Raw genomic sequence first — 15,304 nt, forward strand, 5'->3', positions numbered from 1 at the left:
TGTGTTTCGTTCATAATGTCCGGATGTATATCCCCATCAGCGTGCCGGGCAGTTCCGCCAGTCCGTTATTGTCCGACTGCAGGACATCTCCCAGCAGGGTAAAAGCCGCAGGCGTCTGTTCCGCAATGTGGCGCAACTTCTCTTTTTCGTATCCGGAAAGCAAGGCCATACAAATGCCGTCCATCGAGATGTAGGGCTGCAGTATCATGCACGCATATCCGAATGCCTGCGCCTTGGATTTCACTTTGTCCTCGCGGATGTCATTGAGGCAGGCAACCGCATTCTGTATAATCCGGCGGTTGGTACGCATGGCCATGTATATCATTGCATCCCGGTAGGATATCTCCTTTTTCTCCGCAGCAAGAAAAACCAGCGAGCAGCATCGTTCCGTGTCTTTTGTCAAATCCGACACATCCTCTCCAGTCAGACCATCAAGGTGTGTAAGAAATATGCGGAACATTACATCCTCGTCTCTGATGAAAGTTTTCAAGTCGGTAAGATTATGTATTCCACCCTGCAACGTTCGGGCAAGTAACCGACGGTATGCTGAACGAATGCCGTTGCCATCAATGGCAAGGGGCGGAATACTGTCAAGAGAAACAAAAAAAGGCCTTATACTGTCTGCCGCGTCTGCCAGTTCTTTGTCGTCGCAATAGGGAGAAGTCCTTTCCTTGAGCACAAACACGTCCTGATAGGAACGCGGTGCTGACCCTGCCAGACGGGTGAACTCCGTGCGGAGAGAATCGTGAACCTCGTTGCATTTACCGTACAGGTCGGAATGGGAATTGCCGGAAGTGTCCTGTGCCGCATAGAAAAAGACGGAATCCTTGAGGGACTGCCACCGGTTGATATGGATTGCCAGCTCTTCCGTCGGGAGGCTGTCCATGTTTCTGATTTCACTCAGGAACTTTCCGTATATTCCGGCAGGATCTTCTTTCATTGACGATTCGGCACTGCCATTTCCGTTACTACAAGATACGGACAGGAACATGGCTGCCGATGCGGCAACCAACCCGGTCAAAAGAGACCTTGATTTTGAATATGATTTTGTATCTATCATCTTGCAATTTCAGACTAAAAACGACACAAAACTATACAATATTTGCCATAAAACGCGATGTAAAACCGCATTTTGATAATTATTTTTATTCATATTCAACAGTATGATTTCCAATGAAAACAAGTGAAAGAAAAAGTAAGGTCAGAATACGATTTTTAGAATAAATATGTCGGAGTATGATTTCAGACAAACAAAAAACATTATCTTTGCATCGGTTATTATTTACAGCATAAGACAATGGCAAAAGTTGGATACATATTCAAGGCTAATCACTATGACTCATACGAGGCCGATAAGGAATGGATGTTGAAATTCGGCTGTGTACAGGTGATTGAGGAAGAGACTGACCATGAGTTGATGCGTCCGCAATGGAAACAGCTCATGAATGCCCTTGACCGGGGCGACGAGCTTGTGGTATCGAAGTTCAGTAACGCGGTTCGTGGGGTGCGGGAACTTGCCGTCTGCATAGAGATGTGCAGGATCAAGGTCGTGCGTCTGATTTCCATCCATGACCGAATTGACAGCCGTAATGAACTGTTCAAGGAAACTACGGCAGCGGAGGTTCTTGAAATGATTGGAGCCCTTCCGGAAGAAATAGCCGCATTGCGGAAGTCTTCCAGCCATATCATGCTGTTCCAAAAGAACATCAAATCTCCGGCCAAGACGGTGAAGACTTTATCCCGGACTGAACGGGAAAGAACCATCGTGGATATGTACAATGCCGGTTATTCTATGGATGACATAGCCAATGTAAGCGGATTCAGCAGCAGGAGTTCGATATTCCGTATTCTGAACAAATACAATGTCGATTTGAACAGAGGACGGACCAAAGGACCGAGACGGAAAAAGGGAACAGAAGAAACAGAGTGAAATTAAAGTCTTAACAATGGATAAAGAGATAGTTACAGAGCGACTTATATTGCGTCCCTGGCAAGAGTCGGATGCAGAATCCTTATATAAATACGCCCGGGATCCCGAAATCGGCCCTATTGCGGGCTGGCCTCCTCATACTTCTGTGGAAGACAGCCTGAATGTGATCCGGACTGTGTTTTCCGCTCCGGAGACCTATGCTGTGGTCCTGAAAGAGACAGGCGAGCCTGTCGGGAGCGCAGGAATCATGGACGGAGAAGGTCTGCACAGTGCTCAAATGCAGGCAGGCGAGGCTGAAATAGGCTACTGGATAGGCAGGCCGTTCTGGGGACAGGGTCTTATACCAGAGGCCGTGCGCCGCCTACTGCAGAGATGTTTCGAGGATTTGGGAATGACTGCCGTCTGGTGCGGCTATTATGACGGCAACACGAAGTCGCGCCGAGTGATGGACAAATGTGGTTTCCGTTTCCACCATACAGAAGAAGGCAATCCTTCCCCTCTGGGCGATATCCGCACCGTGCATTTCATGCGGATAACGAAGGCGGAATGGGGAAAAATTGAAGCAGTAAAAGAGTCCAAGGAGGAATATGTAATGGCAAAAAGGTCGGCGGATGAATCCGGCTCATATAGCCGTTTTCTTTCTGGGGAATGCTGCAACCGATTGGGGCCAGAGGTATTAGAAATGATTGCACAGACAACAGAATATCTTTCCGTACTGAACGACATAAAAACCTCGGGAGAGAACAGAGAAGAAATAATTTCAAAGATATTCAAGAATTTCGGAAAATACTCCAGTGTCGGCAGGAACTTCACATGTCAGTGTGGCAAACACATATCTATCGGAGAGAAAACAATAGTCAATGATAATTGCACGATGATGGACGAAAACTACATACACATAGGCAATAATGTGCTGATTGCGCCAAATGTGCAGTTTTATACGGCTTCTCATCCGATAGACTACCGGGAGCGTTTCGTGGAGAACTGGGATGAGTCGTCAGGTGAACTATTTTTCAGGACAAGTGCATTGCCGATAACCGTGGAGGATAATGTATGGATTGGTGGTGGAAGTATAATATTGGGAGGTATAACTATTGGGTTCGGCAGTGTGGTAGGTGCGGGAAGCGTTGTAACAAAGTCAATACCTGCAGGATGCGTTGCAGCAGGAAATCCGTGTAGGATAATCAGGAGGTTAGAACCCAGATATAAGCTACGGAAGATTGAAGGAAAAGACATTCCGGAACTGCAGGCATTGTTCAGAAATACCGTACTTATCGTCAACTCCAAAGACTACACCCAAGAGGAAGTAGAAGATTGGGCTTCCTGCGGAGACAGCATAGAGCATTGGAAAGAAGTTCTCTCCGTACACAATTATGTCGCAGCCCTTGACCAGGAGGGGCATATCATCGGCTTTTCTTCCATGAACACCGAAGGCTATCTGCACTCCATGTTCGTCCACAAGGACTGGCAACATAAAGGCGTGGCGAGTATGCTGCTTTCTGAGGTAGAAAAAATGGCTCTCGGATACGGGGTGCACAAAATAAGTGCTGAAGTCAGCATCACCGCACGACCTTTCTTTGAGAAGCATGGCTACAAGATGGTGAAAGAACAGAAAGCGAAGGCAAACCGGCTTTATTTGACCAATTATGTAATGAAGAAAGAGTTAAACTATTGAAATATGAGCATAAAAACAATACAAGTCTGCCAAAGTTGCGGATTACCTATGTCTGGAGAATATATGTTCGGTACTCATGGAGATGGGCATCCGTGTTCAGAATATTGCAGGAATTGCTTTCAAAAAGGATTTTTCACAGCAGCTTCGCTTGATGAACAGCAGAAAGCCATTGCCGTCTCCGGACGAAAAGGACATGCAGACCTCACTAACCTGAAGCGCTGGATGCCTGCTGTACAACAGGCGGCATGGATACTCGACCGGTGCGGATATGTCATACTTTCGACAATCGACGGGAACGGGTTCCCCCGCCCTGTGGCCATAGATGTGCTGCGACATGACGGAATAGCAACACTGTGGATGACGACCTCGTTGTCTTCGGAAAAAGTGAAACATTTGAGAAAGGAGCCAAAGGCCGGAATCTGTTATGTCCATGAGGCTGACAGCGTTACCTTAACTGGAACGGCTGAAATCATTTCAGACATGGAAACCCGCCATGCTCTCTGGAAAGACTTTATGAAGCATTATTTTCCGGAAGGTCCGGACGATCCGGACTACTGTATTCTTTGCTTTCATGCAGAAGAAGCCACTTTCTGGATAGACCGAAAATTCAAGCACATCGTATTATAAATGACAGATATGAAAGACGGAATAATTCTATTTTTGAAGGAAAACATCATTGGCAGGAACTTGTTTACCGAGGATGTTGTCTATAAACTGGAAAACGGGAAATTGGAAGGCGTATATAGCGACAGAATGATTTTCTCTGATTTGGTGCAGACTGAAAATGGTTTTAAGTTCAATATGACAACCATTACTCATGAACTGATATATTATGTGGATAATAAAGACAACAGGACAACTGTTGCCAAGGATTACACCGGGACGAGCGTGTTCTGTTATGAACTGGCCATGCGGAAAAGCACCGGTCAGTTTACCGGCTATATGCGCTGTATCTCAACGACAGTTAAAAATCAGACGATGGAAGCCGTGGTATGCGGAATATTCGATGTGAACTTTGACGGCAAAGAGCTGAAATGGCAAGAAAACCAGTTGTTGTATAGAGACAGCCCCATAGGAGATGGCAATTATAAGCCTGCTGCGTTCGATGCCAAAGTCCGTTTTCATCTTGATAAGGGGAAAGCCGTGTTTGAGTATCTTCCTACGCTTTGGGATGTAAATCCAGACACGTTGGTGAAAAGTTTGTCTAAAGACGATTACCCTGTTTATATATCAAAAGAAAGATAATAGTTTGATTACCTAAAATATCAATTTTATGGAATTATCGAACTGGTTCAAAGGCTTTGAGGATGGAATCGCCAAACTGTCGGAAGAGCAAAGAGAGACTTTCTTCCGCGAGTGCGGTAGAAACTGCGTGCAGTGCGGTACACTTCAGGTTTATAAAGACCTGTATGAACAGGCGGCCGGAGACCTTGACCGGTTTTTCGCCATAGCCGATGAACAGCCCGGCGTAAGATGTGAAACGGTAGAGAAAGACGCTGTTTATAACCTGTATTTTCTGGAATGTACATGTGAACTGCACAAGCGGGGCTATGTCTCTACACCTCTGCTCTGTGAATGCTCAAGGCAAAGCATCCTTTATGTCTTACAGTCGTTGTGGAAAGACAGGACATTCCAAGTAACCATTTGTGAATCTATTTTACGCGGAAGCCAACATTGCAAGATGCGGATTGAAGCAAGCAACACTGATTTTGCTGAATTTGAAACGAAAATATAGAATGGAATGACTTTAATATTGATATATTTGCTTCCTATCCTATTCATGCTCCATGAGTTTGAGGAAATGGTTATGCTGCCTGCATGGATTGAAAAGAATGAAAAAGATTTATCCCGAAGGTTTCCCGCATTGCGGTCAAAATTTTCTTTTCTACAAAGTCCTGCATTCGGCATTGCCGTATGTGAGGAGTTTGTTATTGTAAGTGCTTGTACTATGGCTACAATCATTACAGGAAACATGTTGTTCTGGTATATTTGTTTACTGGCTTTCAGTTTGCATTTCGTTGCCCACATTATACAATTCTTTATCATTCGCAAATATATTCCTGCCATTGTCAGCACCGTGTTATGTTTGCCTTATTGCGTCATGGCAATAAGTGCTGGTCAAGAGCAATATTCCAATGTAGAAAACGCTTTGTTAGGTGTTTTAAGCCTGGTTATTTGTATTGCCAATCTTTGCCTGATGCAAATCGTAACACCCAGAATTTATAAGTGGATTAAAAACAAGATGTGAATACCCGGAATGTGCATATCCCCCAAAAAGCGAAGTCAATTTGAGGGAAATGTTGGAAATCCTACAAAAAGAAACTGGAAACTTGGAGGTATAATCAAGAACAAATGTTACCTTTGCAAAGGTAACAGAAAAAATAGAATTGTTCAACCAATATGAAATGGCAAGTGTGCATATAGCTGCGCTTAACGGATAGCATTTTAGTCATAGCTATTCAGCAACGGACAGGCTTATAACAGGTTTGTCCTTTCTTGTTTTGCCATTATTCCAAATTTATAACCATGCGATGTGTCATGCCGCCTTATGCAGCAGGATTTGTCGCATCCTATCAAGTTGAACAATGAACTATACATATAAGCATATTTGGCTCATCAACTTTCCTGTAATGATGAGCATCCTTATCGAACAACTTATCAATATCACCGATGCCATTTTCCTGGGGCATGTGGGAGAAATAGAATTGGGCGCATCCGCCCTTGCCGGGATCTGGTATCTGGCTGTCTATATGCTCGGCTTCGGTTTCAGTCTGGGCTTGCAGGTCGTTATCGCACGGCGCAACGGCGAACAACACTATTCCGAAACAGGGAAGACGTTCTTTCAAGGATTGTTTTTCCTGTCGGGACTTGCTGTCTTTTTGTGTCTGCTCTCCAAACTGTTTTCTCCGATTATTCTAAGTCGGCTGATTACTTCTGCGGAAGTCTATCATGCCGTGATTGATTATTTGGATGGGCGAATTTGGGGACTGTTGTTCTCTTTTCCGTTCCTTGCCTTGCGCTCTTTCTTGGTCGGCATTACCCGTACAAAAGCCTTGAACGTGGCGGCCCTGACAGCCGTATTGGTGAACATTCCGGGCAACTGGCTGCTCATATTCCATTGGGACATGGGGATAGCGGGTGCAGCCGTCGCATCGTCTTTTGCCGAAGCGTGTTCATTGGCTGTGCTGACAATTCATGTCTTACGGAAAATGGACAGACGACTTTATGGTTTGTATTGGAACTTTGATAAAGGTTTGTTACATCATGTTTGTCGTGTGTCCGTATGGAGCATGTTCCATTCGTTTATCGGAGTGGCCTCGTGGCTTGCTTTCTTCGTAGCTGTCGAGCATTTGGGAGAAATGGAACTGGCAGCCACCAATGTCATACGCAGTGTCTCGACGGTGTTCTTTGTCATCGTCAATTCGCTGGCGGCTACTACCGGTTCGCTGGTAAGCAATTTGTTGGGAGCCGGACAAAAGAGACAGGTCATCCCGCTATGTAACTGTGTTGTCCGTTTGGGATATGCCATCGGCTTTCCGCTGGTCATCCTTGCCGTGATTTTCTATCGTCCGATTATCGGTATTTATACGGGAAGCACAGCTCTGATGCAGATTGCCCATTTGCCGTTTGTAGTCATGTTGCTGAACTACATCTTTGCCTTGCCCGGCTATGTCTATATGAACAGCGTAACAGGTACGGGGGCGACACGCATGACGTTTATCTTCCAACTGATAACTATCGTGGCTTATCAAATTTATTTGTGGAGCATAAGCAGTTTCAGCACGTCATTGTCCGTTTATTGGACAGCAGAATATCTGTATGTGATATTACTCGGCTTGCTTTCTGTCATTTATCTGAAATATAAACACTATTAAAAACAGAACGTCATAATGAAAAAGATATATCCACGCGCAGGCGACACGCAGACCGTGTACCTGAATGCCGTCGTGAAAGACCCGTCTATCGAGGTGGGAGACTATACCATCTATAATGATTTTGTGTCCGACCCGTTGCTTTTCGAGCAAAATAATGTGCTTTACCATTACCCTATCAACCACGAGCGGCTGATAATCGGCAAGTTCTGTTCCATTGCCTGCGGCGCGAAATTCCTGTTCAACTGTGCCAACCATACCTTAAAATCCCTATCCACTTACACCTTCCCGCTCTTTTATGAAGACTGGGATTTGGAGAAATCGGACGTGGCAACGGCTTGGGACAACAAAGGTGACATCGTGATAGGCAACGATGTGTGGATAGGCTACGAAGCGGTGATTATGGCTGGTGTTCACATCGGCAATGGGGCAATCATAGCCGCCCGTGCCGTTGTTACGAAAGACGTGCCGCCCTATACGATAGTCGGTGGTGTCCCTGCCCGACCGATAAGGAAGCGTTTCGATGAAGAAGTGATACGGAAACTCGAAACACTGAAATGGTGGGACTTGTCTGCCGAAAAGATACGGAGATGCTTGGCTTATATCGGGAATGGTGATGTGAACGGATTGCTTCAAATGCAAGGTGGTAAGTAGGAGCTGAATTACTACAACCTTGTTGAAAAGCCTTCAGACGGAAATGACTTCTATCGTGTGATTATATAATTATATAGTTATATAATCATATATAAAATGAATTCAATCACCTTATATTCATTCTTGTACAATTTCACTATATGACATTCTTCATATTTGATATACAAATAGATACGAAATAGATGCAACTATATAATTATATAAATATATAAAATCATAAATATATAATTATTAACTGTCTTTCCTTTGCTGTGAGCCGATAATTTTGTATCTTTGTAGGTGAATTATATAGCATAAATTCGCATGGACATGAAAAACAAGATTGTCATATTCAGCAACATCAAAGGAGGCGTTGGCAAGACGACCCTCTGTGCCTTGTTCGCAAATCATCTTATAGAGCATGGCTTCCCCTCATTTGTGATAGATGCGGACCTTCAGGCATCGCTGTTCCGTCACCGCCAACGTGAAAAGGACGCCGCACCGGACGCACAGATCCCGTGGAACGTGGAGATGCTTGACACGTCCGACCATAAGCGGCTCGTGCAGGTAATGGGCAAACTGAAAGAAGTGCCGGGCATCGTACTGATAGACTGTCCGGGAAACCTGAACGACCGCAACCTGGCATACATCTACCAATCAGCGGATACGGCAATAATACCCATATCATTCGACGCGGACACTGTGGACGCCACAGGCATATTCGTCAAGGCTCTGAAGTCGGTGTCATCAGCCGGCCTGATTTTCATCCCCAACCGAATCAACGCGGCCGAGAGGAAGGCGGAAGAGATACGGCAACGGGAACAGACCATCGGGTATCTCGGGCTGGTCGGCACCGTTACACCGATGGTGAGGCAGAGCGTGGCCATAAAGAGATATTCCACGCTGTACCCGTTGGAGAAAAACCAGACGGAACTGCTTGAACCGGCTTTCAATAAAATCATCGAGGAACTTGATCTTAAAAAATAAAGGCTATGGCAAAGAACAGCAGACCAGAAATAGACAACCCGCTTGCGAACATGGGACTGGACGACATCGTGCGGGGCATAACGACACCAGGCAAGGATAAAGAACCCGTCGTGGATGCGAACGGCGACCCTGCCGCAGAAAGGGAGACAAAACGCCGCAAGAGAGGCAAGAAAGCCTTTGAGGAAAACCTCGCAAAATATACCGGCATAAGCGAGCAGGGATTTGCCATCTGGCTTCCCAAAGAGGTAAAGAAACGGCTTGAACTAATCCGCCTTAATGCACACCGTAATATTCCTTTGAGGTCGCTTGCAGCCGCAATAATAATGACTTACATTGAGGAGAATGAGGAGAGCCTCAATGAGTTATAGAATTGATATTGTTATAATATATAATTATATAAAATCATAATTATATAAGTGCATAATTATATGGTTATATAAAAAGAGAAGAGTATGGAAATTCTGGTGATTATAGCCGTGTTCTGGGTAGTAGGCAAAATCCTTAAAGGGCTGTGGGGCGGATTCAGGAAGTCTGATTACCGGAGAGACCGATAACCCGTTGGAAAGATGAACATGCAGGACACAGGCAGGACATACATAGCTATTGACCTGAAGTCGTTCTACGCCTCGGTCGAGTGTGTGGAACGTGGGCTTGACCCGCTCACGACCAATCTCGTCGTGGCCGACAGGAGCCGGACGGAAAAGACCATCTGCCTTGCCGTCAGTCCTTCGCTAAAAGCATACGGCATTCCCGGCCGGGCCCGGCTGTTCGAGGTTGAGCAGAAATTAAGGGAAGTCAATGCCGGGCGCAGAAGAAACTCAAGGGGATACAGGCTGACAGGAAAATCTGTGTCGGACATTGATCTGAAAGCTCATCCGGACTGGGAGGTGGACTATATCGCCGCTACGCCCCGCATGGCTTATTACATCGAGCACAGCACGCGCATCTACAAGATATATCTCAACTATATTGCCCCGGAGGACATCCATGTATATTCAATAGACGAAGTGTTCATGGACGTAACGGATTATCTGTCCACCTACGGAGTCACGGCACACGAATTGGCAAGAAGAATGATCGGCGATGTACTGCGGCAGACTGGCATCACGGCAACCGCAGGGATTGGCACCAATCTGTACCTCTGCAAAGTAGCAATGGACATCGAGGCCAAGCACATCCCGGCGGACAAGGACGGTGTGCGCATAGCGGAACTGGACGAGATGACATACCGCAGGAAGCTGTGGACGCACCGACCGCTGACGGATTTCTGGCGTGTGGGAAAAGGCATAGCCAGCAAACTGGAGCAATACGGCATCTACACGATGGGAGACATCGCAAGGCAGTCCGTCAGGAACGAGGAGGTGCTGTATCAGCTGTTTGGCGTCAATGCAGAGCTGCTGATAGACCATGCCTGGGGATGGGAGCCTTGCACGATGGAATTTATAAAAGCCTATAAGCCGGCAACGAACTCGTTCAGCAGCGGGCAGGTGCTCCAGGAGCCATACACGGTACGGAAAGCCCGTGTGGTAGTCCGGGAAATGGCGGAAAGTGCCGCTCTCGACCTGCTTGACAAAAGGATGGTTACAGACCAGCTCGTGCTGACCATCGGCTATGATACAGCCAGTCTGTCCAATGAAGATGCACGGACAACATATAAGGGTGAAGTAACGACCGACTACTATGGCCGGAAAGTCCCGAAGCACGCACATGGCACGGCCAACCTTGAAAGCCCGACATCATCCGCCCGGCTCATATCAGAAGCCGTCATGGAACTTTTCGACCGGATTGTCAATCCCAACCTGCTGGTGAGACGCATCAACCTGACCACGAACCATGTCGTCGATGAAGAAACGGCAGCCAAGAACCCAGCTCCGGTGCAGTATGACCTGTTCACAGACTATGAAGCGCTGGAAAGGGAACAGAGGGAAGAAAAGGAAAGGCTTGCCAAGGAGCGCCAAATACAGACGGCCATTCTGAACATCAAGAAACAGTTCGGTAAGAACGCCATTCTGAAAGGACTGAATTATGAAGAGGGCGCCACTGCCAAGGAACGTAATGAACAGATAGGAGGACACAAGGCATGAAGCATCCATATGATGACATTATCGACCTGCCACACCATGTTTCCGAAAGGCATCCGCAGATGTCCATGTATAACCGTGCTGCCCAGTTTGCTCCCTTTGCCGCATTGACCGGACATGATTCGGCCATCACGGAAGCTGCAAGGCTGACGGAGGCGGAACAGGAACTGTCCGAAAGTGATGCTGAAGTGCTGAACAGGAAGCTGGCTTATCTGCAATCATTGGATGAAAAGCCGACTATTAGTGTTACTTATTTTGTGCCTGATGATAAGAAAGAGGGTGGAAGTTATCATACGGCGACCGGGATTGTCAAGAGTGTAGAGCCGGACAAAGGGGTTCTACAGTTTGAGGATGGCACGGGTATTCCTGTCATCCGTATTAAAGACATTGATGGGGAATGTTTTTTGACCGAATAGAAAATGTATTGTCAAATTATAAACGTGCAATGTTGCAATAAAAAACAGTAAAATGGATTACATAGACAAATATTCGATAAGCGTATGTACGAAAAAGCAGATTACGGCACAGGAGGTGTACGACATGATTTTCTCCGACTATCCTCCTCTTGTAAGGTTGCTTTTCAATATCCGTAATAAAATTGTAAAAAGGTTCGGGCTGAAAACCAGTAACGGCTTTAACGACCTTATAACGGAGAACTCCACCAATCACATACAAATTGAAAAAGACGACAGGCATCTATTTCTTGAAATCAAGATTGAGTGTGGCGAGCTGGTAAAATCGGAGCAGGCAATCAGTATCTGCACATCCGTTAAATTTCACAATGCTTTGGGACGGATATACTTCTTTTTCATAAAACCTTTTCATAAATTATTATGCCGCATGGCATTGAATAGAATAAAAATGTCAGAAGCGAATGTCGGTGGCCGATAAAAAAGGAGTTGGGATAGACCTCAGCAAATGCCGCAGCCGCCACCATCAGGACGGCTGCAGCTACTTTTCGCATCAGGCGACAGGCTTAAGCATTCTCTTTTGGTAATCGAGAATTTCATCAAGCGAAAGCCACTGCGGTTTCTCATCCTCCTTGAAACTGTCATGCAACAGTATCATGTACTCGATTTGTCGCTGTTCATCGCCAGCCCACAGGCGTTTTGGGTTCCTGTTGCCATAATTCAGATAATACTCGCAATCCGACTGCATTCGGGACAAAAGCATATAGCGGAACTTCTTGTCATGCTGTAAAACTTCTTCTTTTGTCATATCTTTTCTATTTTAATATCTGTTTAATCCGTTACCTCAAAAAAATAATTCAACTCGTCATCTTTCAGATTTTCAACCGCGTATAGGTCTGCCTGCTTCCATAGGTCATTGTAAAGTGCTGCGACTTCGGGGTGGCTCTTGTGATGCTGCCAAATCTTGTGATTGAGAACCAATACCAATTCGGTCAGAAACTTGTAGTCCTCATTCCACTCCTTGAAAGCACGGTTGTATGTGTCCCGGATAGCCGAAAGCCCAAACAGGTCGGCTATTGTGAAATCTTCCCAAAAGGTTGTCTGTACCGTGTAACCGTTCTCGCTCATAAATTCTCTGAATGTCATAATACTTCAATTTTAAGTTTGATTTTTTATTTTCCCTCTGATACAATCCTGTACCGGAAGGCTGTTTATTTTTCTGCCCGAGGATTGGCGGCCAGTCCAAGAACAAGGATGCTGCGAAAAATACGCTCGCCAGCGGAGACGGTGAGGAAGATTTTTCGCCAGCAAACAAGGAGGTCCTTGAGCGGACTGACAGGCGGCAATCGAAATTTGCAGAAACAATAGACGGCTTACGGTCCGGATTATAGAGGTAGGTGTACAGAGAATAATAGAAAAGGGAAAGATATATAAAGGTTAGTCCGGATGAGTCAGAACAGGTTGCCCGGCCCGCAAAAGGGTCTTTCATGCAGAATGAAAGGAATATGCCGCAACACATCCCATAGACGGCTGCGGCATTCATTGCCATGTTTGTCATTCTCACGCGGACTTTTTACGGTTTCTGGTCTTCCAGCCGTAAACATCGGCGACATACGGATAGAGGGAGCGGGTTCTCCGGCGAAAGCCTTCCTCGTCGATTTCCCCACTGTAGATTTTGGCGGCAATGCGTTCCGCTTCGTCCCTGTCTTTGGCTATACGGTACAAAACATAGTTTGTTCCGTCATGGTGAATCATGCGCCCCCGAATGTTGTAACCATCACCGTACCACTCGGCTTCATCACATTGGGAGTGCAATATGTCGGCGATATTGCTGCCCAGTATTTGGTAGCCTTGCCTCCGGCCATACCACAGCCCTAAATCGGCAAACACCATGATAACGCCGTCAATGTGCTTGTTCAAGTTATGCCGTTCGTCATCCAAATAGCCGTACACCTCGTCCGCCCATTCTTCTTCACTGACAATGTAAGTGTTGTCATCTTGCACCTCACGCTGAAATTCCTGGTATCTTTCTCTTGCATTATCATCCAACCTGTCCTCGCTCGACCAAATAATCTGTTTCATGTCTTTTAATTTTATAAGTTAATATTCTTCCTGTGCGGCTCAATTTTAACGAAGTCCCTATAGACACATTCGTGCTCTTTCCGGCAAAGTAAGCCGTTGGGTAGAATGTCATTGCCGTATACATAAACATGCACCGCTATTCTGCTCTCTGTGTCAAGTAGTTGGCAAAACTCTTTCCAGTGTTCAAATTGCGCTTTCGCCATTTCAACCAGAGTCTTTTTCCCTATATTGCCGACCCCATTTTCTTCCAACTGACACAGAACTTCTGCGTTTTCATTGTCGATGATTGCTTTTACCCATCCTTTGAAGCTGTAAATTGTCTCCATTTGATATGATTTTAATTGTTTGTTTTTCTTCCCTCTCTTCGGAGGTTTCGCCTCGTCCGACGGGATTTGATTTTATGTGCAGGATACAAGCCGGAAAGGAGGGAACAAGGCAAGGAGGAAGCGGACAGTCCATGACGATTGCATTTGTGTTCAAGAAGTATTGACGAGCTTGCGAGTTGATGGTTGTTAACCACAAATGTAGCCGCGCCTTGACGGTTCCCGCCCGGCTTAACTTTGCACAGGAAAATCAATGGACGGCGGGACCGGCATGGATGCAGTATAAAAGGAACAGGCTCGAAGAGGATAACAATGAGCATAAGAAAAGCGACCCGAAGGCCGCTTTTGACCGGGAAGCAGGAGGTTATTTTTTGCCCCGTTTCGGTTTCGCTGCCGGTTCCGCAGGAGCTTCCTCCTTTTCCGCTGCCGGGTAGAACTTGACGGCTACCATCGTGATGCTATTATGCTCGATGCCGTCTTTGTCTGTCCATCTTTCGGGCTTGAAATAGCCCTCCACGGTAAGCAAGGTACCTTTGGCCAGGTAGTCGAAAGACCCTTTGTTCTCGTTTTTGCGCCACGCTTCAAAATTCAGGAAAGCGGATATCCGGCTGGTCTGATCACCGGACTTCTCCTGACGGCCTACGGCCAGGGAGAAACGTGCTACACTTGCGCTGGTGAAACTGCGGATTTCAGCGTCCTTACCTACGAAACCTGTCACTGTGAATGTGTTCTCAATCTTTTTCATAATTCAATGCTTTTAGAAGTTAAACAAATCAATTTTACGATGCCCCAAAAAGTAGGTGCCGCAAAGGGATGCACCAAGGACTGCCAGCAAATACTCTTTATTTTTGGTCTCCCAAAACCGCAGGCCCGATAAAGGAAGATTTGTACAGCTGTGCATTGGTCAAGGCTTGTCAAGCCGCTCCCGACCGCATACTATCTTTGCGGCGGAAAATGATTGTGACTTCGGCCAAAAGCAGTAGTGAAAAAGTAGAACACGAAGCGACGGGCTTCGGAAGGACGTGTCCGCAAGGCGCAAGCAGGCATATTCTCCCCGTAGTGCCGGCATGAAGTCGGCTGGCCAGCCACACCCGCTTGACATTGAAGCGGCAAAAAGGAGCCAATGGCGGGCCAAAAAGTCCTGCGTGGAGGGTCATGACCGGAAGTTCGACAGCCGGCTTTGCGCAAAGCATCCGTCAGGCGTCTGTTCCGGCTGCAATGGGAAGCAGGAGGCAGGCAGGAAAGCGGGCAGGAATGCCCCCTGCGGGCAAAAGCATGAGGGGTGCTTTTTTGCGAATGGAATGTGATATA

19 protein-coding genes and 1 pseudogene are annotated in these 15,304 nt (G+C 46.4%); 14 read left to right on the forward strand and 6 right to left on the reverse strand.

From position 1 onward, the window contains the following. Nucleotides 1–10: 10 nt before the first annotated feature. Nucleotides 11–1,021, reverse strand: coding sequence for a hypothetical protein (locus ABGT88_RS09645; RefSeq protein WP_346701790.1), 1,011 nt, complete (start codon nucleotides 1,019–1,021; stop codon nucleotides 11–13). 276 nt (nucleotides 1,022–1,297) lie between these two features. Here ABGT88_RS09645 and ABGT88_RS09650 point away from each other — a divergent pair, with 276 nt between their 5' ends. The 14 genes and pseudogenes from ABGT88_RS09650 to ABGT88_RS09715 all read left to right on the forward strand — a co-directional run bounded on the left by ABGT88_RS09650 (nucleotide 1,298) and on the right by ABGT88_RS09715 (nucleotide 12,069). Then, the gene (locus ABGT88_RS09650; RefSeq protein ID WP_151896398.1) at nucleotides 1,298–1,930 is read left to right on the forward strand and encodes a recombinase family protein; all 633 of its coding nucleotides are present in this window, start codon (nucleotides 1,298–1,300) and stop codon (nucleotides 1,928–1,930) included. A 16-nt stretch (nucleotides 1,931–1,946) separates the two neighbouring features. Next, nucleotides 1,947–2,486: pseudogene (locus ABGT88_RS09655) on the forward strand (GNAT family N-acetyltransferase); the annotation flags it as partial. A 321-nt stretch (nucleotides 2,487–2,807) separates the two neighbouring features. Further along, nucleotides 2,808–3,605 carry a GNAT family N-acetyltransferase gene (locus ABGT88_RS09660; protein WP_346702864.1) on the forward strand — a complete coding sequence of 266 codons (798 nt, stop codon included), beginning with the start codon at nucleotides 2,808–2,810 and terminating at the stop codon, nucleotides 3,603–3,605. Nucleotides 3,606–3,608: 3 nt separating this feature from the next. Next, nucleotides 3,609–4,232: a pyridoxamine 5'-phosphate oxidase family protein gene (locus ABGT88_RS09665; RefSeq protein WP_346701793.1), complete on the forward strand. Its 624-nt coding sequence runs from the start codon at nucleotides 3,609–3,611 to the stop codon at nucleotides 4,230–4,232. A gap of 9 nt (nucleotides 4,233–4,241) precedes the next feature. Then, the gene (locus ABGT88_RS09670; protein ID WP_346701795.1) at nucleotides 4,242–4,850 is read left to right on the forward strand and encodes a hypothetical protein; all 609 of its coding nucleotides are present in this window, start codon (nucleotides 4,242–4,244) and stop codon (nucleotides 4,848–4,850) included. A 28-nt stretch (nucleotides 4,851–4,878) separates the two neighbouring features. Beyond that, nucleotides 4,879–5,340, forward strand: a complete 462-nt coding sequence (locus ABGT88_RS09675) for a hypothetical protein (protein ID WP_346701797.1) — start codon at nucleotides 4,879–4,881, stop codon at nucleotides 5,338–5,340. 6 nt (nucleotides 5,341–5,346) lie between these two features. Then, nucleotides 5,347–5,853 (forward strand): HXXEE domain-containing protein, encoded by a 507-nt coding sequence (locus ABGT88_RS09680; protein WP_346701799.1) that lies wholly within the window; start codon nucleotides 5,347–5,349, stop codon nucleotides 5,851–5,853. Nucleotides 5,854–6,190: 337 nt separating this feature from the next. Continuing rightward, the gene (locus ABGT88_RS09685; protein WP_346701801.1) at nucleotides 6,191–7,480 is read left to right on the forward strand and encodes an MATE family efflux transporter; all 1,290 of its coding nucleotides are present in this window, start codon (nucleotides 6,191–6,193) and stop codon (nucleotides 7,478–7,480) included. Between the two features lie 12 nt (nucleotides 7,481–7,492). Then, nucleotides 7,493–8,131, forward strand: coding sequence for a CatB-related O-acetyltransferase (locus tag ABGT88_RS09690; RefSeq protein WP_346702866.1), 639 nt, complete (start codon nucleotides 7,493–7,495; stop codon nucleotides 8,129–8,131). 309 nt (nucleotides 8,132–8,440) lie between these two features. Then, nucleotides 8,441–9,097 (forward strand): ParA family protein, encoded by a 657-nt coding sequence (locus ABGT88_RS09695; RefSeq protein WP_013616439.1) that lies wholly within the window; start codon nucleotides 8,441–8,443, stop codon nucleotides 9,095–9,097. Nucleotides 9,098–9,102: 5 nt separating this feature from the next. Then, on the forward strand, nucleotides 9,103–9,465 hold the full coding sequence (locus tag ABGT88_RS09700) for a hypothetical protein (protein ID WP_013616438.1): 363 nt from the start codon (nucleotides 9,103–9,105) through the stop codon (nucleotides 9,463–9,465). A 204-nt stretch (nucleotides 9,466–9,669) separates the two neighbouring features. Next, nucleotides 9,670–11,181: a DNA methylase gene (locus ABGT88_RS09705; protein ID WP_346702868.1), complete on the forward strand. Its 1,512-nt coding sequence runs from the start codon at nucleotides 9,670–9,672 to the stop codon at nucleotides 11,179–11,181. Beyond that, a complete protein-coding gene (locus tag ABGT88_RS09710; protein WP_346701805.1) occupies nucleotides 11,178–11,594 on the forward strand; it encodes a hypothetical protein in 417 nt (138 codons plus the stop codon). The genes ABGT88_RS09705 and ABGT88_RS09710 overlap by 4 nt, the downstream gene beginning before the upstream one ends. Nucleotides 11,595–11,646: 52 nt before the next feature. Beyond that, a complete protein-coding gene (locus ABGT88_RS09715; protein ID WP_178265340.1) occupies nucleotides 11,647–12,069 on the forward strand; it encodes a DUF2867 domain-containing protein in 423 nt (140 codons plus the stop codon). Between the two features lie 72 nt (nucleotides 12,070–12,141). On the opposite strand, the gene ABGT88_RS09720 is transcribed toward ABGT88_RS09715, so the two are convergent. The 5 genes from ABGT88_RS09720 to ABGT88_RS09740 all read right to left on the reverse strand — a co-directional run bounded on the left by ABGT88_RS09720 (nucleotide 12,142) and on the right by ABGT88_RS09740 (nucleotide 14,738). Continuing rightward, nucleotides 12,142–12,396 (reverse strand): LPD11 domain-containing protein, encoded by a 255-nt coding sequence (locus ABGT88_RS09720; RefSeq protein WP_346701808.1) that lies wholly within the window; start codon nucleotides 12,394–12,396, stop codon nucleotides 12,142–12,144. Between the two features lie 23 nt (nucleotides 12,397–12,419). Next, the gene (locus ABGT88_RS09725) at nucleotides 12,420–12,734 is read right to left on the reverse strand and encodes a hypothetical protein (RefSeq protein WP_259012285.1); all 315 of its coding nucleotides are present in this window, start codon (nucleotides 12,732–12,734) and stop codon (nucleotides 12,420–12,422) included. A 414-nt stretch (nucleotides 12,735–13,148) separates the two neighbouring features. Further along, nucleotides 13,149–13,670, reverse strand: a complete 522-nt coding sequence (locus ABGT88_RS09730; RefSeq protein WP_013616431.1) for a hypothetical protein — start codon at nucleotides 13,668–13,670, stop codon at nucleotides 13,149–13,151. 11 nt (nucleotides 13,671–13,681) lie between these two features. Then, nucleotides 13,682–13,996 (reverse strand): hypothetical protein, encoded by a 315-nt coding sequence (locus ABGT88_RS09735; RefSeq protein ID WP_346701811.1) that lies wholly within the window; start codon nucleotides 13,994–13,996, stop codon nucleotides 13,682–13,684. Between the two features lie 361 nt (nucleotides 13,997–14,357). After that, nucleotides 14,358–14,738: a single-stranded DNA-binding protein gene (locus ABGT88_RS09740; RefSeq protein ID WP_087397948.1), complete on the reverse strand. Its 381-nt coding sequence runs from the start codon at nucleotides 14,736–14,738 to the stop codon at nucleotides 14,358–14,360. Nucleotides 14,739–15,304: the final 566 nt, after the last annotated feature.

It is taken from the genome of Barnesiella sp. An22 (genome assembly GCF_963931395.1).
In the GTDB taxonomy this organism is placed as follows: domain Bacteria; phylum Bacteroidota; class Bacteroidia; order Bacteroidales; family Barnesiellaceae; genus Barnesiella; species Barnesiella merdigallinarum.